This is a genomic window from Gloeocapsa sp. PCC 7428, assembly GCF_000317555.1.
Classification (GTDB): Bacteria; Cyanobacteriota; Cyanobacteriia; order Cyanobacteriales; family Chroococcidiopsidaceae; genus Chroogloeocystis.
On the sequence record NC_019745.1, the window covers coordinates 5,020,122 to 5,047,085 of the forward strand.

The following is a 26,964-nucleotide window of genomic DNA, read 5'->3' on the forward strand; positions in this document are numbered from 1 at the left end:
ATCAGCTACGAATTTGTAATTAAGGAAATTAAACAAACTTTAAAACGTAACAGTGTTAGTCCACGAAGGTGGACTTTGTTTGTCAAGCCGCAACTTATTTTGGCGATACAGCATAGGTTTTCTCTGCCATATCTTCCCTTGATTCTTCTTCTAACAACGTAGCTAATTGTGCTTCAATTTCGTCGCGAACGATTTGCCGATATTGAATAAAGTGTTCAATTAATGCGCAGTTACTCAAATAAGGAACAAAAACGCCAGGATTGTGACGCATTATGCTAAACAGTTGTTTCCAAAACTGAAATCGAGTATTACGTTTAAAACCCTGTCGCCAGCAGATAATCAATACAGCGCGCATCTCTATAGGTTCCAACATCCGAAACGGTGCTTTATGCGGGGCTGGCTTCATTGCCATAAAGTGACGGTACACTCTTGATAGATAGCGACGCGGTTCATACAGTTCCCAGAAACAACTGACATACTCGCGGGCTAACTCTGGTAAAGGGCGCGTAGGTACAAAGTTAGTGAGAGTCATCTGATGACCTTCGGTTTCTTGCTTTGCCTCTAAAAGTCGTCCTTCTTTGTGTAGTCGTTGCCATAGTGCAGTATTTGGCAAGGCTTGTAATAGCCCAAACATTGCTTTAGGAATTGCGGTTGCTTCGACAAAATTGATAATGCGATCGCCTGCGCCAGGTTTTTCATCATCAAATCCTAAAATGAAACCTGCCATGACACTTAAGCCGGCAGAGTTAATTTTCTGCACTGACTCGATCAGCGAATTGCGTGTATTTTGAAACTTGTGGGTTAGCGCCAGACTATCCGTATCCGGCGTTTCTATTCCCAAAAATACCGCTGTAAAGTTCGCCGCAACCATCAACGCCAATAATTCATCGTCTTGGGCTAAGTCTACTGATGCTTCAGTTGCGAGGCGAAATGGATACTGATGTTCTGCCATCCAAGGACCAAGTTCGCGTAGCAACAGCTTGACATTCCGCTTGTTACCAATAAAATTGTCATCGACCATAAAAACCGAACGCCGCCAACCTAGATCGTAAAGTGTCTGTAACTCGGCGATCAGCTGTGCTGGTGTTTTAGTCCGAGGTTTACGTCCATACAGTACAATAATGTCGCAGAATTCGCACTGAAAAGGACAGCCCCGCGAAAATTGCACAGACATCTCGTTATATGCGTTGAGATCGAGGAGATCGAACCTTGGAATTGGCGTAATAGTCACATCAGGTTTATCGCCTTTGGCAGTGAAAATTCCTGACGTTTCACCCTGTTCAAGTGCCGCAACCAGAAGTGGTAGAGTAATTTCGCCTTCGTCTAAAACGAGAAAATCTGCCCCCGCTTCCTGCGCTGCGTCTGGTACAGAAGTCACATAAGGACCACCCACCGCTACCAATTTACCCCGTCGCTTTGCCTCGCGAATCAGATGAAGCATATCAGGTTTTTGGACAATCATTCCAGAAATAATCACTAAATCTGCCCAAGCCCAATCTGCTTCGGTTTCTTCGCGTACATTCCGATCTACGAGGCGAAATTCCCACGTTTGAGGCAAAATAGCTGCTACGGTAATCATCCCCAATGGGGGTAGGGAGACCTTACGCCCAATCAATTCTAGTGCGCGATCGAATGACCAGAAAGATTTAGGGAAAAGTGGATATAAAAGTAGTACACGCATTCGTTTAGGGGTATGGGGGTGCAGGGGTGCAGGGATGCAGGGATGCAGGGGTGCAGGGGTGCAGGGGTGCAGGGGTGCAGGGATGCAGGGGTGCAGGGATGCAGGGGCAAGGCAATGCCTTGCCCGTACTGCATTTTTTAGGGTAGTGCGGTTTGTGTGAGGAGATGATTTGGTAATGATTGGCGCAGGCGATCGCCGTATAATGCCAAGGCGTTTCCACCTAGCAGTAAGCCTAAGTGTTCGCGATCGTAATCGGCTACTGTCGCCGCATCGTGGACGCAGTTTTGTAAAACGCCATCCCAATGACCATAATCGCCGGAGAAGCACGCAAGGTGTTTGCCAGTTTCACCCATCGCAATGTGTAGATATGCAGGACCAGGATCGTCGGATTCAAACGAAGTGAAAATTTGTCCGCGCTCAAAGTATTCTAAGGGATCGCGGTGGCGTAAATCGTAATGTTCGTACAAACTTACATCTTCAATCTTCGTGGGATCGTGTTGCTTGTTCCACAATAAATCGAACAGGTTTTTCGCTTGACTAATCAAGTTAACGTTATTGTGCGTTCCGCGTTCTTGAATCATCAACTTGGTAAATTCCATCAGTGATGGGCGATAAGGATGTTTCGGATCAAAGTCACGAATGCGCTTTTCCCAATGTTCGTGGAATGCATGGGCTAAATCGGGAACCCAACCGCAACCACCTTCTAGAAACCCAACGCGTAGCGTAGGAAATTGCTCGAATGCACCATCAAAGACCATCCGCGCTAATGCTAACTGTTGTTGGTTGCGTTGTACGAAAATATGCGTGAGGACAAAAGTTTCAGTATAATCTGAAATGCCGCCTACCATGTAGGAACCAGGTCCGCCGTGAATTCCCAAGCCAATATTTAAATCAACTGCGGCTTGCAGAATCGGGCGAAAGTCTGGATGGCTAATTGTTTTGCAACTGCGGATTTCGGGGAAAGCTTCGGGTGCTTTGGGGTGCGGAATTGGCATATTTGGCGCAACCGCGACGCTAATCATCCCTAGTTCATTCACACAACGATGCATCTCTGCAACTGCGGCATCAACATCTTGTAGCGGAATCACGCCAATAGGTTTCAATCGGTTATCGTAGCCGCGACAGTCATCCGCCATGTAGGTGTTATAGGCACGGCACAGCGCGATCGCCAAGTCTTTATCAATAATGCTCGAAAATATTAAATTTAATGTCCCGTAAATGACATGAACGTCAATGCCTTCGCGATCCATGTGTTCGATGCGGATGCGATTGAACATTGCGCCTAAAGTTGTTTCCGGATGCAAATTGCGAAAACCGCCTTTACCCATCCCCTGTGGTTGGGGAAACATTCGCATCAAGTCGTTTTTTCCGGTTACAGGGTTAAAGTCAACAATTCTGGCGCGTTGATCGCCTAAGCTATCAATCACCAAACCAATGCGATCGCGATACTCTGGCTCAATATAATCGCGCATTACCAATGGATTTTCGAGCTTATGAGCGTCTGCATCAATAACAGGTAAACCTTGATACATGAATTATCCTTTAAGTCAATAGTTTTTTTACTAATCGCTCAGAGCTTTTTGCTGAAAGTGCTGTACAACTTGGCGCACGCCGAACCAATTCTCGAATGACCACTGCATTGAAGCTAAAATTGTTATCCCTGGGTACTTGACAAATGCAGGTTCATTTTTCTCAAAAAAAGCATGACCGCCCAAAGCAAAAACTTGGGTGAAAACTAAGCAGACGATGGTGAGTCGCCAATCGTAAAACAAAAAGACAACGGCGGCGATCGCGACAATATTCGTTAAATGATGGAGAAACTGATTAATCGGGTGCTGGTGGCTTGCAACAAAGTGGGCTTTTGCCTCTTGGAAGTATTTCACAGCGTATGCCCCTATCTCGAAGAAAATTGCCAATGTGTTGTAGGAACAATAGCACTACAAGTCTCTACAGCCTACAAAAATAACAAATTCTTTATTGATCTTGAGAATTGAACGAATTAGTTACGCACCTACCACCACCGCAACTGTAAGTAACCGCGTTTTGGTTGCGATAATTCCTCTTCGGTCAGCCATTCTACAGGCTTGTACGTTCCAAAAACGCGATCCCACCAATCGACAGCTAAACCAAAGTTGTGATGCCACATACCATACTTATGATGGACATAATGAACGGGCATTTTCATCCAAAAGCACTTTGTGGGGTTTTCGTGCTGTAGTTGATGTGCATAAGCTGAGAATGCAGCATAAATTAATCCTCCTAGAAACCAACCAATTCCGGCTTCTAAAGAAAGGAAAAATACAGCAATCATTACAATAAAGCTACCGCGCACATAATCGCGAAATTCCCAGATGACGCCTTGTCCTTCATTGCGACGGTGATGATCGCGGTGACGTTCGCCAATTTGCTGCGAAACGTGCATCAACCGATGCAACCAGTATTCTACCAAACTTGCTAGGACGAACGCTGCAATAAAACAAACAACTGCGATAGAAATAGTTAACGCGTTCATAGGTTTCGATTCCTCACACGAGACGAACTCCAGCGAGCTTTATAATCTATGAAGAATTTTACTGAGTTTTTGTTTTCTGTTACTGCCAGAAAGTGCGATCGCAAGACTCATACCGATATGTGGTAATGCACAAATATGTCCGCAAACTGCACGCCATCGATTCCAAGACTGTACGACTCTTGACGTCGGATAGACGCGCCAGAATCGATTCACTGAACACACCATATCGTCGCCTAATGCTGTCACTTCATGCCACCACCCCATAGGAATAAAGAGTGTTTCGCCTTGCTTGAGAATGACTTCATATCTATGTTGCAGCGCCATCTTAAATCGCGGAAAGGATATTAAATCTGGTTGGGCGAGTGATACGCGGCTGAACCAAGAACGTAATTTCAAACCGTAGCGTATATGACGATAAACGGGGAACGGATAGAGATTATATGTCTGAGAAGGAGGAAACAACACAACTCTTTTCTCACCATACATTTGCATTAGTGTACCGTCCACTGAGTCGTAATGTAAACCTGATGAATGTCCGCCAGGTCCCATATACAAATTGAAATCCGTCGCGGGCTTAGTTAAACCAAGTTGACTGCCAATAATTTGTAATGCAGGTGTTTGTGCGAGAATAGTATCTTTTATAGAGCATTTACCTAAATAAATGTCGTTTTCGTGCGCAGTGCGATCGCGTAACAATTCGGCATACTCGGTAAACTGCATACTTTGCAAAGCGACTCCACTACCAATATTCTTCCAATCGCGTTTATCTTGCTGATATCTAGAATTACCGTAATTTCTGAACAAAAATGTTTGATCGCCTAACTTTTCGCAGAGATATTCTAAATTCCAATTTATCGCGGGTAATAAGCCAGCGATCGTAACTGGTGTACCGGTTTTCTGATACTTTTCAATAAATATATCAGGTGTTATCTCAGCTACATCAATCCTTGCTATAGAATCGGCTATTTTGAGCATTTGCACTAATCATGAATTATTTTATAACTTTATAATGCCAAAACTGTATTTGATCTACAGTTGCTTTTTATTCAAGTGTGCCAGAATATGTCAAGTTTTGTTCAAAAAGTCTTACTGTATGCTACTCAACAGCGGAAGAATATTTTTGTCAAAAAAACTCATAACGCTTTAAGTTTGCAGGAACAATTCTTAATTAATCTTTTAGATTTTCATAAAAATACAGAGTTAGGAAAAGAGTATTCATTAAATGACATTACTACTATCGAGCAGTTTCAACAACGAATTCCGATTTGGGAATATAGCAGCTATGAACCTTATATCCAGCGCATGGCACAAGGTGAAAAAAATATTTTGACACCCGATCCTGTCGTATATTTTAATACGACGAGTGGTTCGACTGGAAAGCAGAAATTAATTCCTGTCACGCAATACTTTCAAAGTACATTAAGACGAGCTAATTTCACAAGTATTGGTTTTCTCGATACGGCGCTGCGATCGCGCAATTTGAATTTTGGCAAATTATTAGTGACTAATACAGCAAAGATTACTGGGCAGACTGCAAGTGGAATTGCATATGGTCCTGGAGGTACAGGAGTAATACGGATGAATAAAATACTGTATCAACAGCTATTCGCCCATCCATATACACTGCTTGAAGTTTCTGATAGCGTTAGCCGACATTACCTCTGTTTGCTGTTTGCATTAAGAGATGAATCGATGCGAGGCATGATTGCTAACTTTCCTATGCTTATTCTACGTACTTGCCAGTATTTAGAACGCTATGCTAAGGATTTAATTCACGATCTCGAGTTTGGGCAAATTGCTAGTTGGTTAAACTTAGAACCCGAAATACGTAAGACTTTAGAAAAGCAATTTTTTGCTGTCCCAAGCCGTGCGGCTCAACTTAAATCTATATTGAGAAATAATGGTAAACTCACACCAAAACTTGCTTGGTCTAACTTATCTTTTATTGCAACCGCACGTGGAGGAACATCTAATTTTTATTTTCATAGGTTTCCTGATTACTTAGAGGATACTCCAATATTTGGTGCAGTTTATGCTTCAGCTGAAGGGACATTTAGTATTTATTCTGACCTCAATACAGATGGAAGTATTTTGGCGATTGAAAGTGGCTTTTTTGAATTTATCCCTCAAGACCAGTGGGAAGAAGCACATCCTAAAACTTTGCTAGCTACAGAAGTCAAAGTAGGTCAACTTTACCGCATACTCATGACAAACTATAGTGGTTTATACCGTTATGATAATGGCGACGTTATAGAAGTTGTCGGTTTTTACAATAAAACTCCTTTAATTACCTTTCGGTATCGTCGTGGAGGTCTACTATCTTCTACTACCGAGAAAACAACCGAGTCTCACGCAACGCACGTTATGCAAGCTTTACAACAAGAGTTTGGTTTAGCCTTAGAGGATTTTTGCATTACTTTAACAGATAATGATTTTCCGGCGCATTATTTAGTCAATATTGAACTAATCGGCGATCGCCCGCTGAGTAACCCGCAAACATTTTTAGCCGGATTTGACCAAAAACTGAAAGAAATTAATGTCTACTATGGTGCGAAACGTCGAGATCAAGTACCACCACCGCGATTGCGTATTTTAGCACCTGGAAGTTTCGCGATAATTCGTCAGCGTCAATTACAAAAAGGAATTCCCGATTCGCAATTAAAATTTCCTCATATTAGCGAAGACCGCAATTTTCTTTCGGGACTCACCATAGAACAAGAATTTAGACTACCAGAAGATGTCTAGTAGTAACAATCAGTTTGTGGTGATTCGGCGATCGCTACCAAATAAAATCAGCGAAATTGCGATCGCGGCGGATAAACTTGCAGCAGTGTAAAATACAGATGGTAATCCACTGCGGTTCAACACAGGACTCAGCAGAATAGGCGAACAAAATTGTCCTAAAAATCCGGCACCTGCGCCTAATGCTAAGATACTCGAACGCAGGTTTGCAGGTGCGATATCTGCTAAGGCACTATAAAGACTAGGTAGGACAATTCCAAATCCTGCCCCAAATAGTCCCGCCATGAATAAAATCAAGAAGAGTTGGTCGAGTAGCGGCAGCGTAGCTAAGGTGACAGCCATGAGTGCAAAACCTACGGCGCTAGCCTGTGCTGTACCTAAAGATTGTACCAAGCGTTTAGCGACAAATGCAGATACAATTGCGGCTCCAATAGCTCGTGTTGCCAGAATAATACCGTTAAGCGCTGCACCAGCATTGATAGTTGCTCTAAAGTAAAGTGGTGCGTAGATCACAACAGTATACATCACAATTGATGCCCCACCGAGAGTCATCAGTAACCCGACAACGCGGCGATCGCCTAAAATGTGACCAAGTTTGTTGCTAGCTATTTGATTGACTTTCGTTGGTTGCGTCTGTTGGCGTAACATGACAACGGCAACGACTGCTAAGGGAATTCCGAGACTGTATAGCCCAAAAGTCAAGCGCCAGTTAATATTACCTAGCCAGCCTCCAAGTAGCGGAAACAGAATTCCAGTAATTGTTAAGGTACTTGTTGCGTAAGCTAGCGCCTGCGATCGCTGTTGACCTTCGTACATATTACCAAGCAAACCAAGACTAGCGGCGGCAATTCCTCCACTTGCAACACCGAGTAAAGCTCGACTCACTAATAACGGTAAGATACTTTGTATGACTGCGCCTACTGTACCAAAGAATGCGTATAGCAATAGTGAAGGCACTAACACCCACAATGAACCAACTTTGTCTGCCAAAATCCCCAGCAACGGGCTAGATAGTGCGATTGTTAAGCAATGAATGCTGACTAGGTGCGCTGCAATACCAGGGTCAAAGTGCAGCTGCTGGATCATTTCTGGCAAAATGGGTGCGACAATTCCGCCTGTCATTGTTGTCAACGAACCAGCAAGCAGTAGTAATAAAAGTTTTAGGTCACGTAACATTAATTCAATTTCAGCATCTTTAGCAACTATAGTGAGTTTATGCCAGTTGTGAAATTTCACGCTTAGGTTGTTAATGGTCAACAGCCTTGACAAGATGTTCGCAAATCAAGAAGCACTTTCATCGACTCAGCGCCATCTATCGAAGCTGCTCATAACAAATATGCAGATTAGTTTTTGTATCTTATGTAACGGTTTTCTATATTAGAAACATAAAGTAACACTAATGGAGAAAACTGATATGAAAAATTCCAACAAAGGCTGGACAATCGAACAATTAATCAACTTGAGCCAAAGCTGGGCATACGTTTTTCCCAGTGACGCCAATCGAGCCAAAGCAGATCGTGATGCGTGGACAACTGAACAGTTCATCCGCGTAGGCAACAAACACATTTATTTGTAGCATGCAAGCTCATCAAGAAATCTATTAGTTAAGTAACACCAAAAGGAGAAAATCAACATGAGACGCAACAAGGTAAATAATAACCAAGGCTGGACAACCGAACGGTTAATCAACCTTAGCCAAAGCTGGGGGTACGTTGTACCAGTTAGCACCAACCGCGCAAAAGCCGAAGATGACGTTTGGACAACTGAACAGTTCATCCGTGTAGGAAACCGCTATATTTGTCTATAAGGATTCATTAGCGTATCTGCTAGCGAGTCGTCAGCGAAAAAGGCTTTTCTAAACCGTGTGCTTCCATCAACTGCTGATCGCCCATAACGTCACGAGGATTGCCATCAGCAATAATTTGACCTTCACCGAGAAGAAGTACGCGATCGCAGACTTCTAAAATCAGTTCCAAGTCGTGGGAAGAGATCGCGATCGTCTGCGGCGATCGCTGAAGGAACTGAATCAACCGCCGACGAGAACGCATATCTAAATTAGCCGAAGGCTCATCATACAAAATAAGTTGCGGACGCATCGCTAAAACTCCAGCAATTGCAACCATACACTTCTCACCGCCGGAGAGATGATGCGGAACTCGTTCAATTAAACTTTGCACGCCAGTCAGTGATACAGCTTCTTGGATACGTTCTTCTACCTCGGTTGCAGATAATCCCATATTTTCAGGACCAAACGCAATATCGTCCCGCACTGAGGGCAAAAATAACTGGTCGTTGGGATTTTGAAAAACTAAACCAATTTCAGGACGAAACTCTCCCGCCGCGACTGGTTTATCAAAAAGTAGTATTTTTCCAGCGGTAGGCTTCAAGACACCACACGTTAGCAAAAATAGTGTCGTTTTACCTGAACCATTCGCGCCAATTAAACCGACTCTTTCACCAGCGCGGATGGTTAAATTGAGATTTTGTAAGACATTCAGTCGGTTTTGATACGAGAAAGAGAGATTTTGAATTGCGATCGCCTCTTGAACGGGTACTTGCTGCTTCATGATGCCAAGACGATCTCTGCAACAACAAACCCAAATGCAATAAAACAAGTCACAATCAAGGCAATAAGATCGCTAGCATGAGTTTTAAAGCGTTGACGGCGTGGAGGAATGCAACCATACCCGCGTAAAATCATTGCTTGATAAACTTGTTGTGACTGATCGTAACTCCGCACTAATAAGCTACCAATGAGCGATGCCAAAACTATTAAGTTACGCCGACTTAAGTTGTTAACTCGAAACCCGCGTAACCGCATTGCTGTTTGCATTCTTCTTAAATCTTCTCCAAATTGTTCAATATAGCGGTACGACAGCAGTGTCATATCAGCTAAAACTGGGGGTAAACCAAGCGATCGCATCGCTTTAATACTCGTTAGAAATGGTGCAGTACCGAACAAAATCAAACCAACGGTCAAAATACACAAAAATCTAGTAATAACCAATGTTAGCGCTAGTAATCCTTCTTGTCGCAGCGCTAAGAAACTTGCTTGCCAAATTACTGTGTCACCAACACTGAAGGGTAAGAGAATCGCGATCGCCGCCAAAAAAAAACCAGGATAACGCAACCGCTTCAGCAAAAAAGCGACTGGGAGACGCGAGACACCGTAATAAATCAACGTCACTATTACCATTGCTGGTAACAAAATTAACTGCTGTACAAAAGCAAAAGCAAAGATCAAAGTTAAAAGCGCGACAAGTTTGCATCGCGGTTCCCAACGATGAATCGGGGACTTTAGATAAGCATAAGTGTCTAATCCGCGTGTCATTGTTCCAACAGTTCCGGCTTAACGCGCATCAGAAACAAAGCGACAGCTGCGGTAAACGCGCCTTCAATCAGCATTAATGGGATATGTGCAAGTACGAGTCCATAAATCACATTGCGTTCCACCGCAGCATCAATATTTGCCGGAATACTCGTAATTATCAAAAAGAAAAATAACACGACTGAAAGTCCTAACCCACCCGCGCCAGCGAGAAACGCAAATATCCCTGTCCACACGCGGTTATTCTTGCCAATTTTGTAACGTAGCTGAAACAAGTGGTAAGCCAAAATTGCGGGAATACCAAACATACTGGCATTCACTCCCAGCGTTGATAACCCTCCATGCTGAAACATTACCGCTTGAAAAAATAAGCCAATAAGAATTGCCGGAAAAGCATAGTATCCCAAAATAGTCCCCAACAGCCCATTCAAGATCAAATGAACGCTTACTGGCGGTACGGGAATATGAATCCAAGAAGCAACAAAAAACGCTGCTGTGAGTAACGATGCTTTCGGAATATTTTCTTGTGGGTTGCGATCGCGTTTAATTTGACGCAGTGAGTACCATGTTACCCCGCCAGTCGTTGCGTAGCCTGCAACAATAATCGCAGCGGGAAGGATACCGTCAGGAATGTGCATAGATTGAGGAGACAATAAATGTAACTTAAAAGTGGTAATCGGTACTAGTGACTGGTCATTGGTAACTGTTAACTGGCTAAGTGGAGAGAGTCTTGATCAACAATTACCCATTACCCATGACCTCTTACCCATTCTGTGACTCCGAACGTCGCAGTTCAGAATTGCTTTTATTACCGCGCATAAAGAATAATGCTGTACCAATGAATCCCCAGACGCCAGCGGCTCCCATTAAGATGAGTTGCAAGGGAGTAAAGTTAGCCGATTCACTACTTGCGACACGCGGAGTATTCGCTGCTGGTGCTGTACCGTTTCCTTCAGCTGACGCTTGATTACCTTCTACAGGAATATTGACAATACTGCCATGACCTGCTTGGCGTACTTGGACTGACCAATTGCCAGGCTGCGAGGAGTCTGGTGTAAATATGAAGTTTCCATTTTTGTCGGTTGTACCTTCTAACCAAGGAGTCGCAGGGTCGTTAGGCGCATAAACGGTCACTTGGGCTTGTGCCATTGGTTCGCCCGTGTCATATTCTGCATTGACCTCAATTGCTTGCGTTTCTCGTGCTTGCATTCGCACACCGTGTGCGATCGCACTAGCTGATGAGCCAAAAACAGAAAGAAAAGCAAAAGGGATAATTATTTTCCACTTAAAATTCATAATTTAGATTTATCGAACTTATATCAATAGTTGCGAATGGTGGTTCTTTTACGAATCAGTAACGAGGGAGAAAACACTCTCCCTAATAGACGTTAGCCGGTAGTCTGCGTTTTAGCTTCTCGACAATGACCTTCGCCAACGTGTCCAAGCGATGGCAAAATTTCTTGAAGTTGCTGATAAACTTGTGGAGCTTGTGACTGTAACTGCGCCATATTGACTTGCACGTTACCATTTTGCGCCAAAGCAGCTATAGGGTCAAAACCCAATGCACCTTGATTTATAGAATCGTCGGGACTAGCTTCACCATCCCCAAATAAGTGGTCTAAGTGAAAAGTTGCTTCTAAATCAGCATTTCCGCCCGCTTGGACGATTCCTTTACGTGCGTCACCTACATACTCTCCACAAACGTATTCAAATTCTCTGTCAATATTTAGGACAAAGTTAACCGTTTGCCCTGCTTTTTCGGCTGTACCACTCATCACTATAGTTTGACCTTGCGCGGGACCTTCGGTCGCTGGAATCATTTGCCAGGAAAGCGCATTATATTGACCAGTAGGTACATTCGATGCTTCGGCGACTAAAACTGAATCTTGACCATCACCAGGTTGCGCCAAATCTACAGTTGTCGCTTGGTCAAGGACGACAACTTTCTCTTGAGCTTGAATTTCTCCTCCTTGTTCTGGATTAAATGGCGGTTGACTTTGATATGCAGTAACGTTTGCTATGGTAGCGTACACATTATCAAAAGTTATTTTCCAGCCGTCTTTACTAACCAAGCCTTCTCTAGCTCTTTCTTCACCATTAGCGCGAACTTGGAGCGTCCCTGTTGGTTGCTGTGGTGATGGCGACTGCGTTGGTGACTGCACTTGCGCTTGCGGTTCACCTGGAGTTTGCTCCGCAGCGCAACCAATTATTATCCCTGGGGCTAAAACTATTAGCCCTGCTAAACTCAACAGTTGTATCCTCATTACTTTTTGATAAACTTGACACAATTTGACTCTCAATCATTCATCACATAAGTTTTCCAAAAGATTTGCAATGCCCTCTAGGGGCATCAACAGTGAAGCATGATTTAGCGATTGTGTTTTTACGTTAGGTAATGGGTAATAGTTAATGAGTAATGGGAAAGCTTTTAGCACTTGGCGCATTAGCTACACAGACGTTAACCACTAACGGCTAATTGCTATCAATGACCAATGACCAGTTACCAGTTACCAAGCTTGAAGTTACGTTTATTTTCACTGACTTACCAACTGATGACAGACATAATGGTACAAGCCGAGGGGCTCAAAAAGCGCTTTGGCAACATGGTAGCGCTGCGTGGAATTGATTTAGCCGTTCCTGCTGGTTCTGTGCTAGGGGTGCTAGGTCCAAATGGTGCGGGTAAAACAACGACAATCAACTGTTTAACGACGTTACTCAAACCTGATGCTGGTTTTTGTGCGATCGCAGGTTATGATGTCGTCAAGCAACCTGCGGCGGTTCGCGCCTTGATTGGGGTAACAGGACAATTTGCGGCTGTTGATGAAGAACTCACCGCGCGGGAAAACTTAATTCTCTTTGGCAGGCTGCTACGATTGTCGGCAAGGCAAGCAACGCGCCGCGCCACCGAACTTTTAGAACAATTTGATTTAATCGAGGCGAGTCATCGGCGCGTTAAAGAATTCTCTGGTGGAATGCGTAGAAGACTCGATCTCGCCGCGAGTATTGTCGCTGAACCGTTAGTGTTATTTCTCGATGAACCAACAACCGGACTCGATCCCCGCAGTCGTCGTCAGTTGTGGGAAATGGTACGCGCTTTGCAAGCAAGTGGGATCACAATTTTATTAACAACGCAGTATTTAGAAGAAGCTGACGAGTTAGCCGATCGCATTGTTGTGATTGACCGAGGTACAGTTATTGCTGAAGGAACTTCTGACGACCTCAAAAACCGAGTCGGTGGAACGTTTTGCGAGTTAGAGTTAGCCGATCCTAAAGACGAACGGCAAGTGCGACAATTACTCGCAGATCTTGGCGATCTTCAAGGTAGAGGCTCAACATTAACGCTTCCTGCACCAAATGGAGTTGCAACCTTATCGGAAGTCGTACAGCGAGTCAGCGCCACAGGTATTGTTTTAGCAGATATTTCCCTACGTCGTCCGAGTTTAGATGATGTCTTTTTTGCCTTAACAGGTCATGCTACAGGAGATGAAGCATTGTGAATAGTGCTGATTTACACTCCAAAGCACAAGCATTGGTGAAACTGCGACACGAGTCAGGAATAAACCGCGCGATTTCTGATAGTTTACTAATTGCTTGGCGGAACTTGATTCGTCTCAGTCGCACTCCAGCGGTGATTGTATCGGTGATCCTGTTTCCGATTTTATTTTTCAGCGGCTTTTTGCTAGCCTTTGAACGCTTGATGAGCTTTCAGGGAATTGATTACGTTCAGTACCTTGTGCCGATCATCACGCTGCAAGCGATGTTTTTTACCGCAATGAGTTCAGCGGTGACTTTGGCTAAAGATATCAAAACAGGAATGCTGCAACGTTGTCGGGCGATGCCTATTTCACGGGCGGCGGTACTGGGTGGGCTGATTTTGGCATATTTGGTGCGGGCGATCGCCGCTACAATTATTTTATTGACTTTTGCGCATTTATATGGGTTCCGCTTTCACACGAGTTTGATCGCCGTTGTCGGCTATCTTGCGCTAACGTTACTCTTCACCACAACAACTGTCGCCGGTTATGCAACTTTAGCTTTACTTTTACGCCAACCTGACGTAGTGAACTCGCTACTAATTGTTCCCTACGCGCCCTTACTATTACTAAGTACAGGATTTAGTCCCGCTGAAAATTTCCCTCACTGGTTGCAACCATTCGTCCAAGCACAACCTGTAAGCTACACAGCGGCTGCACTCCGCGCGTTAGTTAATGGTACTGAATTATTAGTTCCCTTATTGTGGTCACTCGTATGGCTAATTGGGCTACTCGTCGCTTTTGGTTTCATCGCAGTTCGACTTTACCAACGATCATGACAACACTTCCTACTGCATCTCAATTAGTCGCAAAGCGCCGCGAGGGTGGAATAACTCGTACCTTCAACGATATTGCCCTGATCGCGCAACGCAATCTGCTACTCGATATCAGAAACCCCGCAGTCATTATTGGTGCAACAGGTTTTCCAGTATTTTTGATGCTGATTTTTACCGCCAGCTTCGCTAGAGTTGTCATCCCGCAAGGAAGTTATGCTGATTATGCCCAGTTTCTCGTCCCCTTAAGCATTGTTCAAGGATTACTATTTAGTACCGCAAGTATTGGCGTAGCGCTATACAACGATCTTGATAGTGGCATGGATACACGCCTGCGAACTTTACCGATCGCCCGTTTTGCATTACTTGCTGGTAGAATTTTAGGCGGTGCAGGGCGCTTACTAGCACAAGTCATTATTATTACATTCGTCGGCTACTTCATTGGGTTTCGCTTTCAAACTGGTATCGTTTCGATCCTCACATTTTTATTCTTACCAGTCATTTTTGCATCAGCCTTTTCTTGGATTGCAGTCTTTTTCGCCGTTAAAGCCAAAGCTGCTGAATCGGTGCAAGTTTCTATGACATCGTGGTTACTACCACTCACCTTTCTCAGCATTGGTTTAGTACCACTAGAAGGCTTTCCTGAATGGTTACAAGGTTTTGTAGCTATTAACCCCGTCTCTGTTGCTGCACAAGCGCTACGAGGCTTAGCAACAGGTGGATCTGCAATAGGTTTTGTCCTTGAAACTTTGCTATGGAGTGTTGCAATTACAGTAGTATTTAGCACCTTAGCAATCCGTGCCTATCAACGCCGCAGCGCGTGAAATTACAACTAACCACTAACCACTACTCCCTCACTTCTAAAATAGACTTACATCGATATATCTTGCTGGGAGCGTCTCAATGGTACCTTACGAACTGCGCCAACTACCCACGAGCGATGAACTACCTTGTTCTGACGATACTCCGGTGGATAACGAAGATCAAAACTTTATCCCAAATTTTTTATTGTTCTTACTAGAAAGCATCTGGAAAAACCGCAACGATTGGTTTTTTGGTGTTGATATGGGAATTTACCATACTACTGGAGCCAACGTCCGCATCCCAGTTGTCCCCGATGGCTTTTTAAGTTTAGGTGTAGAAAGACGCAAGCAAGGGAAGTCGCGCAAAAGTTACGTTACCTGGGAAGAAAATGATGTTGTCCCCAAGCTTGTTTTAGAAATTGTCTCGTGGACTCCAGGAGGCGAATACGACACCAAGGCTGAAATTTATGCCAAGTTGGGAGTATTGTATTACATAATTTACAACCCAGAGTATTGGCGCAGAGACTCACATCAACCTTTTGAGGTTTATCAGTTAGTTAACGGCGAGTATCAGTTACAAATTGAGGAGCCATTTTGGATGCCAGAAATTGGTTTGGGTATTGGGCGTGGACAATATGTATCCGGTAATGTGCAACGCGAGATTTTATATTGGTACAACGTGCAAGGTACACGCTACCAAACTCCTGAAGAAATAGCAACCGCAGAACGTCAACGGGCTGAGCAACAAAGGCAACGGGCTGAACGTTTAGCTGCAAGATTACGCGAATTGGGAGAAAGTATTGATTAGATAATTTCGATTATTTTCGTAAGTATTCAGGAAACTAGAAAATAATTAATGCAAAAGCGATCGCACTTCAAACTACAACTTAAAACTTTTAGTCAGAATGTTATACGGAATAGTTTTGTACAACACCAAGAAGTTACAGAAAAAGTCTATATAATCTTTTCACGAATGGTGATTATACGGAAAAATTCAGACTATCTGTAAATGTTTAGATTAGGTTAAAGCTACCGCGATCAGGAGATGGATAGCTGAAAGCATGACTAGATGAACATTTTCATAATTTTAGAGTAAATTGGCTCAAATTGTTAATAAATAAAGGTTATAGAGATTCATCTCCTATTAAGCGATCAGTGCCGAGTGGCTGTAACGACAATTTGTAACTACAATTAATTATTACCGATGCCGTTCGGTTATGGAATATGAATGGGATGAAGCAAAACGTCTTGCCAATCTTCGTAAGCACGGAATAGATTTTATCGATGTCCCATCTGTATTTGAGAGCAATATTGTAACAGTTGAGGACGATCGTTACAGCTATGGAGAACAACGTTTTGTCACATTCGGTTTGTTGCAAGGGCGAGTGATTGCCATTGTCCATACCGAACTTGAGGATTGCACCCGTATTATCTCTGCAAGAAAAGCAACGAAATATGAACAACGAACCTACTTCGAGCAACTCTCAAACTGATTGGCAACGATTGGACGCAATGAGCGATGAAGATATTGACTTATCAGATTGTCCAGAGATTACGCCGGAAATGTTTGCTAAGGCTGTAGTGCGGCGGGGTTTACCTGCTACAAAAGCCAAAGCTCAAGTTACGCTTCGCATTGATAGCGATGTATTGGAGTGGTTTAAGTCTCAAGGGCGGGGATATCAAACACAGATTAATCAATTACTACGAGCATATATGGAGGCACATCAACAACTGTCAGATTGATGTTGCATTGCATTTGTAAATGAGGATTGCAGCAGCATAACAACCCCACAATGCACGCCGACTGCCGAGGGGCTTCTGCTGATTACGTTACCTGGGAAGAAAACGACGTTCCAAGGTTGTTTTAGAAATTATCTCTTGGACTTTTGGAGCCGAATATAACACCATAGCTGAAATTTATGCCGAATTAGGAGTATTGTATTACATAATTTACAACCCAGAATTATTGGCGCAGAGACTCGCATCAGCCTTTTAAGGTTTATCAGCTAGTCAATGGTGAGTATTAGTTGTAAACTGGGGAATCTTATAAGTAACTTTATCAAAAGTTGATGTACGCCTAATAATTGCGAGAACTTTATCTTTGAGAGAACTGATAATAAATATTTATAAGTTTTGCATATATGTATCTTTTTAAATCAAATCTTCTTATAATAGTTGTCAATATAAAAATACAACAGTATGAACTATTTAACTGTACGTTGATAAAATCACATTTTCAAAACCTATAATTTATTATTACTTTAATGACTCAGTTATCCAATAGTAGTGAAAACCATGAACGACTTACTGCAATAGTGAATCGAGCAATATTCGTTGGTTTCTATACACCTTTTGTTTCATGGGCTTGGCATAAAATAATTGAGCCTGTAGAGTTGGTACCAATTGCCTTGAAGCAAGTCATTTATGAAAATAGAACTATATCTTCATTAGTTCTTCTCCTGGGAATACTTTGTTATCTTATTATTTTAAATATTTATTATATGTGGCTTTTGAATAAATGGAGAAAAGATTTTTTTGCATTGTATAAAGAGGAAGCCACAAATTTCAAGAATAGCCCGCTCAGAACTTCACTTGCATTGCTCAAGGTAACTTTTATGGTGGTACTGTTTGGCGGTTCTGCGTTTCTGGCTAGTCAGTTTGTCATACTTCGATAATCATCAATATACTTCTAGGTACTTTCGATTACTTCTGACAACCTTAATAGAGTTCCGCTAGCTAGCTTGATTGTTTGTGGGAACAGTGTTTGATTGCCTTGATTGACCAGAGCAATCGCACTCCCCCAGCGTATATTGAGTGTTGCTCAAAGTACAAATGATGTGTTAGTGCTACCTGTAGCTGTTCTTTCTAAAATTTATTACCTAGTTACTTCAAGATTAGGGTATAAGGTAATGCACCATTTCTGTCTAGCCTGAAACTAAGGCGGTTCAAGTTATTCCTGCGACATCATTAAAGGAACTCTGCTATGAATACAGCCAAAATTAGCACCGATGGTACTCATCAAATTGTCATATTACCTGAAGAATTTCAAATAACTGGCACTGAGGTTTACATTAAGAAAGTTGGTAATGCGATCGTTCTCATCGCTAAAGATAATCCTTGGCAATCTTTGTTTGAAAGCTTAGAGCAATTCTCTGAAGATTTCATGACTACTAGAGAACAGCCCTCCCTCGATGTGCGAGAGGCTTTGTAGATTGCTATTGCTTGATACCAACATTTGTATCTATCTGATTAAGCAAAAACCGCCTAAGGTACTGGCGCGATTTCGATCCCTTGCTTTGTCAGATATCAGCATTTCTTCCATCACTGTCGCCGAATTAGAATATGGAGTTTGCAAGAGCCAACAGCAAGAGAAAAACCGTAGTGCCTTAATGCAATTTTTAATACCTCTAGAAATTGTTGAGTTCGATCACGCTGCTGCAACCGTTTATGGCTCGATTAGAAATGACTTGGAAAGTAGGGGGCTTGTCATTGGCTCAATGGATATGCTGATTGCTGCCCATGCCTTAAGTCTTGGAGTTACTCTTGTAAGTAATAATGTACGCGAGTTTTCACGTATTTCTAACCTATCTATAGAAAATTGGGCGGAATAAATTGTAGCTAAGGTAATCGCTCATTATCAACAATGAGTCATGCGATCGCACTTCGTCATTTTTCCTGCAATGCTGTAAATGAACCAAAATTGATTAACTTTCACGCGGCGAGAGGCTAAATATTGTCACATACAAAGCCAACAGCACTCGTCTATGGAACTGGCGACAACACTCACAAGCCACACTGTGCAAAATGCTGTCCGTGAGATAGAAATCAACTCGAATCATTTGATACCGTATCGCTGGTAGGTTTTTGAATGATTGTTATTGGGGATTACTAGTGCTGCTGCACTAAGATCTGCGATTAACTCAGCATTTATAGGATTCGATGAAGTTTGAAATTTCTACGCCTCTGGGATTTACAGTTAGAACATCCGAAGAGTATTGGCAACGGTTGATCGTCAAACATCCTGATATTGAGGATTTAGAGAAGCTAATTGAATTAGCCTTGGCTGCACCAGACGAAGTTCGACGCAGTAGCCGAGATGCAGAAGTATTATTATTTTATCGGGCACGGCGAGAAGAACGTTGGGTCGTTGCGGTTGCGCAGCGTTTAAATGGAGATGGATTCTTGATTACAGCTTATCAAACTGATGCGATTAAGGAAGGAGAAACTGTATGGCTCAAATAAAGGTGTTTTACGAACCAGAAACGGAACTATTAAGCGTGTTTTGGCAAGTTCCGCGAAAAAATCAAATCGGGACTGAACTTGGAGATGGTGTCATTTTAATTAAGGATGCGGTAAGTGGTGAGCCAATTGGTTTGGAAGTTTTATCTTACCGTCCTGGAGACGATCGCTTTGATGCTGTAAGTGTTGAGCTAGGGAAAATAAGTTCGATGCAACCAGCAAGCTTTCAACCTTAAGATGATCTGTTGGCAGCAAATATTCAGTTATGGAGCAAGATCATAGAGTTGAATCGTTTTTCCAGCAATGTTGTAAATAATCCAAAATTGATTGACTTTCACTCGGCGAGAGGCTAAATATTGTCACATATAAAGCCAACAGCACTCGTCTATGGAACTGGCGACAACACTCACAAGCCACACTGTGCAAAATGCTGTCCGTGAGGTAGGGATTAATCCGAATCACTGGTATGCGGTAAGTTGGGCAAATCAACTCAAGCCTGGGGACATTATACCTGTCGTTATCTGGCAGCAGGCGATCGCAGTTTACCGCGATATCAACGGTCAACTTCATGCACTCGAAGATTTTTGTCCGCATAAAGGCGTTGCATTACACAAAGGTAAAGTCCACGGCTGTAATCTGGCTTGCGCTTACCATGGTTGGGAATTTGATAGCGAAGGCAGTTGTGTAAAAATTCCATACCTACCCGAAAAACAAAAGCTACCGCGTGCATCCGTTCGCAGTTATCCTATTCAAGAAAAATATAATCTGATCTGGATTTTTCCTGGGGAACCACACCTCGCTGCAACTTGTCAATTACCCCATATTCCAGAGTTTTTTGAAACTGAGTGGTTAGTCGTGCCCATTTCTGCTCATTTTCAGGCACATTTTTCGATCTGCAACGAAAACACGATGGATGTGTTTCATGGATTTCTGCATCAAGGATTACAAGGCTGGTTCGATCCCGTTTTACTCAGCCTCAAAGAAACCGAAAATTCCGTTCGCGCCGAGTACAATGTTTCCTACAAAGGTCACATGGCGAAGTTTCTGGGGTTGAGCGATCGCGCCGATACTGTCACCACATTGCCAATTACCGTAGAGTATCGCTACCCACACTATGCCACCTCACTACAAGGCGTTTCCTCTTTATACTTGATGCGCTTACCCATAGAACCAAACGAAAGTCGTTCGTTTGCTTTATTCTTTTTTAAAGTCCGCCTACCACAATGGGTACTACAACCGCTCAAACCCATACTCATACCACTACTTCAGCGCTTTGTTTTGTCTAAGTTTCTAGCGCAAGACATCGAGATGATTGAAAGCGAACAGCAGAACTATCTCGCAAATCGTCAACGCAGATATGTAGAAATTAATCCAGCGATTATTGCTATTCAACGATTAATTGTCCGGCAATATGAACAATTTATGCAAAAATCTATACAACCGTCCTTAAAATATCAGGAGCGAGAATCAATTACCAATTCTACGAGTGCGTCTTAAATAATTTATTCATAAATACTATTACTATTTGTCCTATGCTACGGTTTTTTAAATCTGGATAGCGTTAACTACCTAACCAAAGGCAATATTTTCTTAACTCAAACAGGATAAGCTATCTGGGATAAAGGTGAGGGGAGTAGATTCGTGCAAGTTATTAAAGAATACGTTCAACGGTGGTACGAAAGCGGACTTGATCCCGATGAGTACGTTTGTCATCGCAAGCAAGGTAATCTCGTCGAGATTTCTGACGCAGACACAGGTGAGAAAAGAACAGTTCTTACCTTCTGCACCAACGATGTTTTGGGACTCGTACAATGCGAAGCAGTAAAACAAGCGGCGATTGATGCAATCCTCCAATATGGCACATCAAATAGTTCCACATCCGTTTTAAGCGGGCGGATTACATTACACCAACAGCTAGAAGACGAAATATCTGCGTTCAAGCATCTACCGCATACACAACTATTTCTGAATGCGTGGATGGCGATGCAAGCAATGATGGATGCATTTTGTCATCTTGCAATTCCCGTACCAGGTTTTCAAAACACCCGCGAGACACTAATTCTTACTGATGTGCTGAATCATGGCTGTATTGTGTCGGCGGTTGTTAATGCGGGAACACGTTCAGGGAAAGTATTCAGTCACAGCCCGCAAGTGCGTGTTAAAGCTTATCGTCATTGTGATGTCGAAGACTTGCGGCGGAAGTTGCAGCGCTATGCTCGACCTGGCGATCGCATTTTAGTCGTTTCCGATGCCGTATTCTCGATGGATGGCGACATCGCCCCACTTCCCGATATGCTCAACGTGTTACACCACTACGAAGGCAGTGTGCTATTAATGGATGAAGCCCATGCTAGCGGCGCATTAGGGGTGACAGGACGCGGGATTTACGAGCATTTTGGTATTTTACCTGCGCAGGCGATCGAACGCGGTGTAGTACCGCTGATTATGACGACGTTTTCAAAGTTTGCTGCGTCAGCTGGTGCCGCAATTAGCACGCACGTTGCTGAGTTAAAACCTTTATTAAATGTCTCGCCAACGTCAATCGGGACAATTTCACTGTCACCACCACTTGCAGCGGCGGCGTTAGAAAGTATTCGCCAAGTGCGTCAACGTCCTGAATTAGTACAGAAACTACAAGAAAATACCCGTTATTTGCGATCGCAGCTTGCAGAACACGATTTTGTCGCAATTGGTGAAACAAACGTTATTCCTGTTATTCTACCAACGGATGTCAATCCGAAAATCTTTGCGCGGCAATTGATGCATAACTATGGGCTGTGGGTATCTCCAATCTGGTTTATCGCCAAACCGCGCTTGCGCATCACTGTAAACGCTTTACATTCGCGTGAAGAGATGGATCGCTTAGTTACGGGTATGGTAGCCACCAGAGATTTATTTTATAAACCAACACTCAGCGCCTAACTTATTGGCTATTAGCTAAATTGCTTGGTGAATTAAAGTGCTTACACAATCAATAAATTTCCAGGTTCGAGTGGTAACAACTCCGAAAGAGCATGAGTTATTTCTGAATCTACCAGCAAAAATTTATGCTGACAATCCTCACTGGATACCACCGATTCGCAGCAGCATCGCCAAAGAATTTACTTCTGACTATCCTTTTTCTCAGTATGGAAAGCTGCAACAGTTCGTTGCCCTGTCGCAAGACGTAGATAACCCTCAGCCTTTGGGTAGAATTGTCGCCGCAGTCAATCAACGGTTGATCGAGCGTGAAGGTGAAAATATCGGGTTATTTGGCTATTTTGAATGCGTTCCCGATTTTGATGTTGCGCAAGCATTACTAACATCAGCAAGTGAGTGGCTACGCGTACAAGGTATGACTCGTATTCGAGGTCCCATCGACCTATCGACGCATAACCGTTGTTTCTTTTTAGTCGATGGATTTGACTCGCCACCACTCGTGATGATGCCATATAATCCGCCGTACTATCCAGAGTTTATTGAACGTGATGGATGGCAAAAAGCAAAAGATGCTTATGCGTATGATTTTCCTTTAGATAAACCTTTACCCAAAGAGTTTGAGAAAGCGCATCGCATAGCTTGTAAATCGGGTGTCAACTTTCGTCCGATTAGAACTAAAGGCGAAGGTTTTGAAAAAGATGCGATCGCCATTTATCACCTTTTCAATCGTGCGTTTGCGCATAGCTGGAGTTCCACACCCCGCAGTGAAGCTGAATTTCTCGAAGAAGCGAAAGAATTACAAAGCATTGTAGACCCTGATGTGTTCCCTATTGCCGAATACAACGGCGAAATGATCGGCTTTTTCATGGGTTTACCCGATTACAATATTCCCCTCAAGCACGTCAACGGTAAATTAAACTGGTTAGGAATTCTCAAGTTTTTGTGGTATCGTCGTCAAATCGATCAAGGACGAGTGATTACAATTTGCTCGCTACCAGAGTATCGCTTGAAAATGGTGCCCTTGGCTTTAATTTATCTGGGAATGCAAGGCGGAATTCAAAAAGGTAAGCCATACAAACGTGCGGAATTATCGTGGGTGTACGAGGATAATTATCCTTCGCGTAAACTCATCGAAGCTGCTGGCGGCAAAATATATAAAACGTATCGTATTTACGAAAAAGCCCTATGAAGGCACTTGTCACGGGAGCTAACGGCTTTACTGGCTCCCACTTAGTTCAAGCTTTAGAACGGCGCGGCGCGCAAGTTGTTGGTTTGGTACGCAAGTCAAGTAACTTATCACGTCTTGCCAATTCTCAGTTGCAACTTGTCTACGGCGATATCACAGATCGCGATGCTTTGCAAACGGCAATGCAAGGTGTTGATACCGTATTTCATACCGCCGCGTATGTTGAACTGGGGTTAGTCGATGCAGACAAAATGCAGCGCGTCAATGTCGAGGGAACTCGCGCGGTGATGGAAGTTGCCCAAGCATCAGGGGTGTTGAAGATTATATATTGCAGCACGATTGGTATTTTTGGCGATACCAAAGGCGAAGTTGTTGATGAAACATTTCAACGCCGACAAACTGATTTTTCCTCAGCTTACGATCGCACAAAATATCAAGCCCAACAAATTGTCGATGAATTTGCGTCTCAAGGTCTTCCAGTTGTGAGCGTTTTACCATCAGGAATCTTTGGTGCAGACGATCCGCATTTTGGTTCTGTATTGCAGCAATTTCTCAAAGGGCGCTTAAAGTTATGGGCGGGAGGCGATCGCATTACCGGAATTGTTCATGTCGATGACTTGGTTGATGCAATGCTGCTAGCCGCTGAGAAAAGCCCTCCAGGAGAACACTACATTATTTCTGCGGGGGAACTTTCGACACGAGAAATGTTTGAATTGCTAAGTCAACAAACAGGAATTCCTATCCCTGTGGAAGCACCAAAATCTGTTGTTAAGCTAGCTGGAAATCTTCTCGATCCTATCGGACGTTTATTACAATGGCAACCACCTTTAAGTCGCGAACGCGTTCACTATATTTACGATCGCTGCGTGCGTGTTGATGCGACAAAAGCACGTCAAAAGTTAGGCTGGAAACCGCGTTCGGTTGAATCAACACTATCAGAAATTGCTAAAGTGCTTCAGAAAACACAGTAACAAGTGGATGCAAGTAGTCGCCAAACCGTGAATTTATTTAACCAGTTGCTACTTATCTTGATGTAATTTCTCTTTCAAGAGCGCTTCGACTTCACTTTCAGGGTTTGCTAGATCAAAAGGGTATGGTTGACGATTAGTAGGGTTACGACGACTCATCAAAACTTCTAAAGCTGCACGAAAAGCTTCTTGATCGTTTCGATGCTGAGATAGATACTGCTTTAGCTCAGTATTGGTCATTAGAGACAAATTTGGTGTCATAAAACAAACTCCCAACCTCCATCTTCATCAATTATGAGTGCAATATTATCTTCTCCAGCCTGGATATAAACTGTCTTCAATTTCTGATCGTAACGAAAAATTTGAATTGGCTGGTACAGATTAGAAAGCAACTGACAAAGAAATATTGCTGTGTCTGACTGTTTTCTTGTCGGCAACTTGCACTCCCCGAAGCATATTAAATATAACCCATTATGAGTTACAGTTTATACGCATCTAGTGCGTTTTATCTTATTCTTTTCCAAAATCACTTAATGATGGATTGTGAAAATATCAAGCAAACGTTACTAAAACTGTACGACGAAGACAGCCTATCGTAGCTCTATGCCTGCCCTTTGTAGAGCATCTTCTACAGGATAATATTGCCCATAAATTTTTGCAATATTATATGCGAAGGATTTTTTTTGAATATAAAATTTTCTTTCTGATTCTGCAATATCACTGTTAGGTAAAGGAATTTGATACCTACCACCATCACACGTTACAAATGTTTCTTTATGAATAATTGTCTCAAAATATCTAAGTTCAACTTCAAAACTATGAGCACTAATATCAGGAAACCGCTCTGACCACGATTCGCGGAAATTCTCATTAATCAGCTTCCCTTGACGTACTGTAAACTCTGGAAATTGCTGATGATAAAGTTGGGCATCCTCGTTAACACTAACCCAACCTTCAAAATCATCTAATAGTAGCTTCATTCTCTCTAAAGGCGGTAAACCTAATCCGAAGCGTTCACGCCACATCAATTCAATTTGTGCTTCAGGTGCTGACTCTTGGAGGGGAATATTTGTATCACCTAGACGTGTATAAATAACTCCTGCACGTATTGTTTTTCCTTGAAAAGACTTATCTTTCACGAGGAAGAAAGGTTTATCGGGTCTATTTCTGATAGTTAGAATATCCACTTCAATACTGGGACGATACTCAACAGTTTGAAGCATAACTGTAGGAATGCGATTGCAATTACTCTGGCGAAGAAGGTCTTGGATATCGGCATTCTTCTTACGATTGCAATCCGCTTGTACACCTAAAACATTTTTATCATCCGCAACGCCAAAAACTAAATATCTGTCAGCTTCTATATACGCATTTGCTAGACAAATAATATCGTGGAGTAGTTCAACCTTATTCTCATGAAACTGACGTTTGAAGTCAAGACTTTCAGACTCTGTTTAACTTAGTAGATTCTCTAGACTAACCACAATATCCTTTTAAGTAACGAGCTATACTTGACCGACTTTTCTTGATGCTCTGCGTCATACTTCCTACGATCGCTACTTTACATTTACTCTTGCCGTAAAATTCCATCTTCCATGTAAGCAACGCGATCGGCGACATCAATAATACGCGGGTCGTGAGTTACCATGAGTACCGTACAGCCTTCTTCTTTGGCTAATACCCGCAGTAACTCGATGACATTGTGTCCGCTACGCGAGTCTAAAGCGGCTGTAGGTTCGTCTGCCATAATTAGTTGCGGATTACCTGCTAATGCACGGGCGATCGCTACTCGTTGTTTTTGCCCGCCGGATAAGTCCCCTGGTTTATAATTCGTATGACTAGCTAAGCCTACCTGTTCGAGTAGATATTTCGCCTGATTTCGTGCTAGTCGTCCTTTAATCCCTTTAATGTTCAGCACTAATTCGACATTCTCTGCTGCTGTCAGTGCTGGAAACAAGTTGAATCCTTGAAAAATAAACCCTATATTCTCTAAGCGAAAGCGTGCTAACTTCTCGCGAGACATTTTTGTAATCTCTTCGCCGAGTAAATAAACGCTACCCGCCGTTGGTGTCAGCAAGCCTGCCAAAATCGACAGCAAAGTCGTCTTTCCTGATCCCGATGGTCCCATCAATAGTTGAATATCGCCAGGAGAAACGTCTAAGTCAATTCCTTTTAAAACCTGAAAGCATTCTCGTCCTGACCGGAAAGCCATCTCTACACCTTTTGTCAAGATCGCTTTTGTTTTCCGTTGGTTAGTTAGTTTTATCGATTTGGGATCAA

Annotated in this window: 31 protein-coding genes and 1 pseudogene; 18 read left to right on the forward strand and 14 right to left on the reverse strand. The window is 42.9% G+C overall.

All coding sequences use genetic code 11. The annotated features are described in order from the left end of the window. Positions 1-94: 94 nt before the first annotated feature. From GLO7428_RS22100 to GLO7428_RS22120, 5 genes are all read right to left on the reverse strand, one after another. Complete coding sequence (locus GLO7428_RS22100; protein WP_015190809.1) at positions 95-1,681, reverse strand: B12-binding domain-containing radical SAM protein; 1,587 nt, start codon at positions 1,679-1,681, stop codon at positions 95-97. A gap of 137 nt (positions 1,682-1,818) precedes the next feature. Beyond that, a complete protein-coding gene (locus tag GLO7428_RS22105) occupies positions 1,819-3,213 on the reverse strand; it encodes an amidohydrolase family protein (RefSeq protein WP_015190810.1) in 1,395 nt (464 codons plus the stop codon). Between the two features lie 30 nt (positions 3,214-3,243). Further along, the gene (locus GLO7428_RS22110) at positions 3,244-3,564 is read right to left on the reverse strand and encodes an Mpo1-like protein (RefSeq protein ID WP_015190811.1); all 321 of its coding nucleotides are present in this window, start codon (positions 3,562-3,564) and stop codon (positions 3,244-3,246) included. Between the two features lie 128 nt (positions 3,565-3,692). Beyond that, positions 3,693-4,193, reverse strand: a complete 501-nt coding sequence (locus tag GLO7428_RS22115; protein ID WP_015190812.1) for a sterol desaturase family protein — start codon at positions 4,191-4,193, stop codon at positions 3,693-3,695. 39 nt (positions 4,194-4,232) lie between these two features. After that, on the reverse strand, positions 4,233-5,168 hold the full coding sequence (locus GLO7428_RS22120; RefSeq protein WP_015190813.1) for a cupin-like domain-containing protein: 936 nt from the start codon (positions 5,166-5,168) through the stop codon (positions 4,233-4,235). An 87-nt stretch (positions 5,169-5,255) separates the two neighbouring features. Here GLO7428_RS22120 and GLO7428_RS22125 point away from each other — a divergent pair, with 87 nt between their 5' ends. After that, positions 5,256-6,938, forward strand: coding sequence for a GH3 auxin-responsive promoter family protein (locus GLO7428_RS22125; RefSeq protein ID WP_015190814.1), 1,683 nt, complete (start codon positions 5,256-5,258; stop codon positions 6,936-6,938). A gap of 9 nt (positions 6,939-6,947) precedes the next feature. Here GLO7428_RS22125 and GLO7428_RS22130 read toward each other — a convergent pair whose 3' ends face one another. Continuing rightward, positions 6,948-8,111 carry an MFS transporter gene (locus GLO7428_RS22130; protein ID WP_041919454.1) on the reverse strand — a complete coding sequence of 388 codons (1,164 nt, stop codon included), beginning with the start codon at positions 8,109-8,111 and terminating at the stop codon, positions 6,948-6,950. Between the two features lie 238 nt (positions 8,112-8,349). Between GLO7428_RS22130 and GLO7428_RS28645 the strand changes: the two genes are divergently transcribed. Beyond that, on the forward strand, positions 8,350-8,511 hold the full coding sequence (locus GLO7428_RS28645; RefSeq protein ID WP_015190816.1) for a hypothetical protein: 162 nt from the start codon (positions 8,350-8,352) through the stop codon (positions 8,509-8,511). Positions 8,512-8,568: 57 nt separating this feature from the next. Next, on the forward strand, positions 8,569-8,742 hold the full coding sequence (locus GLO7428_RS28650) for a hypothetical protein (protein ID WP_015190817.1): 174 nt from the start codon (positions 8,569-8,571) through the stop codon (positions 8,740-8,742). A 19-nt stretch (positions 8,743-8,761) separates the two neighbouring features. Here the strand turns inward: GLO7428_RS28650 and GLO7428_RS22135 are convergent, their stop codons facing one another. The 5 genes from GLO7428_RS22135 to GLO7428_RS22155 all read right to left on the reverse strand — a co-directional run bounded on the left by GLO7428_RS22135 (position 8,762) and on the right by GLO7428_RS22155 (position 12,527). Beyond that, complete coding sequence (locus GLO7428_RS22135; protein WP_015190818.1) at positions 8,762-9,502, reverse strand: energy-coupling factor ABC transporter ATP-binding protein; 741 nt, start codon at positions 9,500-9,502, stop codon at positions 8,762-8,764. Next, positions 9,499-10,266: a cobalt ECF transporter T component CbiQ gene (gene cbiQ / locus GLO7428_RS22140; protein ID WP_015190819.1), complete on the reverse strand. Its 768-nt coding sequence runs from the start codon at positions 10,264-10,266 to the stop codon at positions 9,499-9,501. Before cbiQ ends, GLO7428_RS22135 begins: the two co-directional genes overlap by 4 nt. After that, complete coding sequence (gene cbiM / locus GLO7428_RS22145; protein ID WP_231295519.1) at positions 10,263-10,916, reverse strand: cobalt transporter CbiM; 654 nt, start codon at positions 10,914-10,916, stop codon at positions 10,263-10,265. Before cbiM ends, cbiQ begins: the two co-directional genes overlap by 4 nt. Positions 10,917-11,025: 109 nt before the next feature. After that, positions 11,026-11,559, reverse strand: coding sequence for a carboxypeptidase-like regulatory domain-containing protein (locus GLO7428_RS22150; protein ID WP_015190821.1), 534 nt, complete (start codon positions 11,557-11,559; stop codon positions 11,026-11,028). 92 nt (positions 11,560-11,651) lie between these two features. Then, positions 11,652-12,527, reverse strand: a complete 876-nt coding sequence (locus GLO7428_RS22155) for a hypothetical protein (protein ID WP_041918724.1) — start codon at positions 12,525-12,527, stop codon at positions 11,652-11,654. A 228-nt stretch (positions 12,528-12,755) separates the two neighbouring features. Here GLO7428_RS22155 and GLO7428_RS22160 point away from each other — a divergent pair, with 228 nt between their 5' ends. The 15 genes from GLO7428_RS22160 to GLO7428_RS22225 all read left to right on the forward strand — a co-directional run bounded on the left by GLO7428_RS22160 (position 12,756) and on the right by GLO7428_RS22225 (position 24,687). Next, positions 12,756-13,760, forward strand: a complete 1,005-nt coding sequence (locus GLO7428_RS22160; protein ID WP_015190824.1) for an ATP-binding cassette domain-containing protein — start codon at positions 12,756-12,758, stop codon at positions 13,758-13,760. Further along, positions 13,757-14,575 carry an ABC transporter permease gene (locus GLO7428_RS22165; RefSeq protein ID WP_015190825.1) on the forward strand — a complete coding sequence of 273 codons (819 nt, stop codon included), beginning with the start codon at positions 13,757-13,759 and terminating at the stop codon, positions 14,573-14,575. The genes GLO7428_RS22160 and GLO7428_RS22165 overlap by 4 nt, the downstream gene beginning before the upstream one ends. Beyond that, on the forward strand, positions 14,512-15,393 hold the full coding sequence (locus GLO7428_RS22170) for an ABC transporter permease (protein ID WP_196797413.1): 882 nt from the start codon (positions 14,512-14,514) through the stop codon (positions 15,391-15,393). The genes GLO7428_RS22165 and GLO7428_RS22170 overlap by 64 nt, the downstream gene beginning before the upstream one ends. 79 nt (positions 15,394-15,472) lie before the next feature. Continuing rightward, positions 15,473-16,180 (forward strand): Uma2 family endonuclease, encoded by a 708-nt coding sequence (locus GLO7428_RS22175; RefSeq protein WP_015190827.1) that lies wholly within the window; start codon positions 15,473-15,475, stop codon positions 16,178-16,180. Positions 16,181-16,589: 409 nt separating this feature from the next. Then, the gene (locus GLO7428_RS26975; protein ID WP_015190828.1) at positions 16,590-16,865 is read left to right on the forward strand and encodes a BrnT family toxin; all 276 of its coding nucleotides are present in this window, start codon (positions 16,590-16,592) and stop codon (positions 16,863-16,865) included. Then, positions 16,828-17,115: a BrnA antitoxin family protein gene (locus GLO7428_RS22180; protein ID WP_015190829.1), complete on the forward strand. Its 288-nt coding sequence runs from the start codon at positions 16,828-16,830 to the stop codon at positions 17,113-17,115. Before GLO7428_RS26975 ends, GLO7428_RS22180 begins: the two co-directional genes overlap by 38 nt. A gap of 521 nt (positions 17,116-17,636) precedes the next feature. Further along, the gene (locus tag GLO7428_RS22185; protein WP_015190830.1) at positions 17,637-18,047 is read left to right on the forward strand and encodes a hypothetical protein; all 411 of its coding nucleotides are present in this window, start codon (positions 17,637-17,639) and stop codon (positions 18,045-18,047) included. A gap of 308 nt (positions 18,048-18,355) precedes the next feature. Further along, positions 18,356-18,583, forward strand: coding sequence for an antitoxin (locus GLO7428_RS22190; protein WP_015190831.1), 228 nt, complete (start codon positions 18,356-18,358; stop codon positions 18,581-18,583). A gap of 1 nt (position 18,584) precedes the next feature. Then, the gene (locus tag GLO7428_RS22195) at positions 18,585-18,983 is read left to right on the forward strand and encodes a type II toxin-antitoxin system VapC family toxin (protein WP_196797414.1); all 399 of its coding nucleotides are present in this window, start codon (positions 18,585-18,587) and stop codon (positions 18,981-18,983) included. A 328-nt stretch (positions 18,984-19,311) separates the two neighbouring features. Next, on the forward strand, positions 19,312-19,614 hold the full coding sequence (locus GLO7428_RS22200; protein WP_015190833.1) for a hypothetical protein: 303 nt from the start codon (positions 19,312-19,314) through the stop codon (positions 19,612-19,614). Continuing rightward, the gene (locus GLO7428_RS22205; protein ID WP_015190834.1) at positions 19,602-19,847 is read left to right on the forward strand and encodes a hypothetical protein; all 246 of its coding nucleotides are present in this window, start codon (positions 19,602-19,604) and stop codon (positions 19,845-19,847) included. Before GLO7428_RS22200 ends, GLO7428_RS22205 begins: the two co-directional genes overlap by 13 nt. Positions 19,848-19,998: 151 nt before the next feature. Then, positions 19,999-21,108: an aromatic ring-hydroxylating dioxygenase subunit alpha gene (locus GLO7428_RS22210; protein ID WP_015190835.1), complete on the forward strand. Its 1,110-nt coding sequence runs from the start codon at positions 19,999-20,001 to the stop codon at positions 21,106-21,108. Between the two features lie 144 nt (positions 21,109-21,252). Beyond that, positions 21,253-22,533, forward strand: coding sequence for an aminotransferase class I/II-fold pyridoxal phosphate-dependent enzyme (locus tag GLO7428_RS22215; RefSeq protein ID WP_015190836.1), 1,281 nt, complete (start codon positions 21,253-21,255; stop codon positions 22,531-22,533). 70 nt (positions 22,534-22,603) lie between these two features. Beyond that, positions 22,604-23,719, forward strand: coding sequence for a hypothetical protein (locus GLO7428_RS22220; RefSeq protein ID WP_015190837.1), 1,116 nt, complete (start codon positions 22,604-22,606; stop codon positions 23,717-23,719). Continuing rightward, the gene (locus GLO7428_RS22225) at positions 23,716-24,687 is read left to right on the forward strand and encodes an NAD-dependent epimerase/dehydratase family protein (protein WP_015190838.1); all 972 of its coding nucleotides are present in this window, start codon (positions 23,716-23,718) and stop codon (positions 24,685-24,687) included. The genes GLO7428_RS22220 and GLO7428_RS22225 overlap by 4 nt, the downstream gene beginning before the upstream one ends. Positions 24,688-24,735: 48 nt before the next feature. On the opposite strand, the gene GLO7428_RS22230 is transcribed toward GLO7428_RS22225, so the two are convergent. From GLO7428_RS22230 to GLO7428_RS22245, 3 genes and pseudogenes are all read right to left on the reverse strand, one after another. Next, positions 24,736-24,945 carry a hypothetical protein gene (locus GLO7428_RS22230; RefSeq protein ID WP_015190839.1) on the reverse strand — a complete coding sequence of 70 codons (210 nt, stop codon included), beginning with the start codon at positions 24,943-24,945 and terminating at the stop codon, positions 24,736-24,738. Between the two features lie 329 nt (positions 24,946-25,274). Further along, positions 25,275-26,123: pseudogene (locus GLO7428_RS22240) on the reverse strand (ATP-binding protein); the annotation flags it as partial. A gap of 128 nt (positions 26,124-26,251) precedes the next feature. Beyond that, positions 26,252-26,896: an ABC transporter ATP-binding protein gene (locus GLO7428_RS22245; protein WP_155823842.1), complete on the reverse strand. Its 645-nt coding sequence runs from the start codon at positions 26,894-26,896 to the stop codon at positions 26,252-26,254. Positions 26,897-26,964 lie beyond the last annotated feature (68 nt).

Coding starts and splice junctions, on each gene's coding strand:
- GLO7428_RS22160 (WP_015190824.1), top strand. CDS start 12,756: ATGACCAGTTACCAGTTACCAAGCTTGAAGTTACGTTTATTTTCACTG.
- GLO7428_RS22125 (WP_015190814.1), top strand. CDS start 5,256: ATGTCAAGTTTTGTTCAAAAAGTCTTACTGTATGCTACTCAACAGCGG.
- GLO7428_RS26975 (WP_015190828.1), top strand. CDS start 16,590: ATGGAATATGAATGGGATGAAGCAAAACGTCTTGCCAATCTTCGTAAG.
- GLO7428_RS22170 (WP_196797413.1), top strand. CDS start 14,512: ATGGCTAATTGGGCTACTCGTCGCTTTTGGTTTCATCGCAGTTCGACT.
- GLO7428_RS22175 (WP_015190827.1), top strand. CDS start 15,473: ATGGTACCTTACGAACTGCGCCAACTACCCACGAGCGATGAACTACCT.
- GLO7428_RS22105 (WP_015190810.1), bottom strand. CDS start 3,213: ATGTATCAAGGTTTACCTGTTATTGATGCAGACGCTCATAAGCTCGAA.
- cbiQ (WP_015190819.1), bottom strand. CDS start 10,266: ATGACACGCGGATTAGACACTTATGCTTATCTAAAGTCCCCGATTCAT.
- GLO7428_RS22185 (WP_015190830.1), top strand. CDS start 17,637: ATGACTCAGTTATCCAATAGTAGTGAAAACCATGAACGACTTACTGCA.
- GLO7428_RS22190 (WP_015190831.1), top strand. CDS start 18,356: ATGAATACAGCCAAAATTAGCACCGATGGTACTCATCAAATTGTCATA.
- GLO7428_RS22120 (WP_015190813.1), bottom strand. CDS start 5,168: ATGCTCAAAATAGCCGATTCTATAGCAAGGATTGATGTAGCTGAGATA.
- GLO7428_RS28650 (WP_015190817.1), top strand. CDS start 8,569: ATGAGACGCAACAAGGTAAATAATAACCAAGGCTGGACAACCGAACGG.
- GLO7428_RS22205 (WP_015190834.1), top strand. CDS start 19,602: ATGGCTCAAATAAAGGTGTTTTACGAACCAGAAACGGAACTATTAAGC.
- GLO7428_RS28645 (WP_015190816.1), top strand. CDS start 8,350: ATGAAAAATTCCAACAAAGGCTGGACAATCGAACAATTAATCAACTTG.
- GLO7428_RS22245 (WP_155823842.1), bottom strand. CDS start 26,896: ATGGCTTTCCGGTCAGGACGAGAATGCTTTCAGGTTTTAAAAGGAATT.
- GLO7428_RS22210 (WP_015190835.1), top strand. CDS start 19,999: ATGGAACTGGCGACAACACTCACAAGCCACACTGTGCAAAATGCTGTC.
- GLO7428_RS22130 (WP_041919454.1), bottom strand. CDS start 8,111: ATGTTACGTGACCTAAAACTTTTATTACTACTGCTTGCTGGTTCGTTG.
- GLO7428_RS22230 (WP_015190839.1), bottom strand. CDS start 24,945: ATGACACCAAATTTGTCTCTAATGACCAATACTGAGCTAAAGCAGTAT.
- GLO7428_RS22135 (WP_015190818.1), bottom strand. CDS start 9,502: ATGAAGCAGCAAGTACCCGTTCAAGAGGCGATCGCAATTCAAAATCTC.
- GLO7428_RS22180 (WP_015190829.1), top strand. CDS start 16,828: ATGAACAACGAACCTACTTCGAGCAACTCTCAAACTGATTGGCAACGA.
- GLO7428_RS22100 (WP_015190809.1), bottom strand. CDS start 1,681: ATGCGTGTACTACTTTTATATCCACTTTTCCCTAAATCTTTCTGGTCA.
- GLO7428_RS22225 (WP_015190838.1), top strand. CDS start 23,716: ATGAAGGCACTTGTCACGGGAGCTAACGGCTTTACTGGCTCCCACTTA.
- GLO7428_RS22150 (WP_015190821.1), bottom strand. CDS start 11,559: ATGAATTTTAAGTGGAAAATAATTATCCCTTTTGCTTTTCTTTCTGTT.
- GLO7428_RS22155 (WP_041918724.1), bottom strand. CDS start 12,527: ATGAGGATACAACTGTTGAGTTTAGCAGGGCTAATAGTTTTAGCCCCA.
- GLO7428_RS22200 (WP_015190833.1), top strand. CDS start 19,312: ATGAAGTTTGAAATTTCTACGCCTCTGGGATTTACAGTTAGAACATCC.
- GLO7428_RS22115 (WP_015190812.1), bottom strand. CDS start 4,193: ATGAACGCGTTAACTATTTCTATCGCAGTTGTTTGTTTTATTGCAGCG.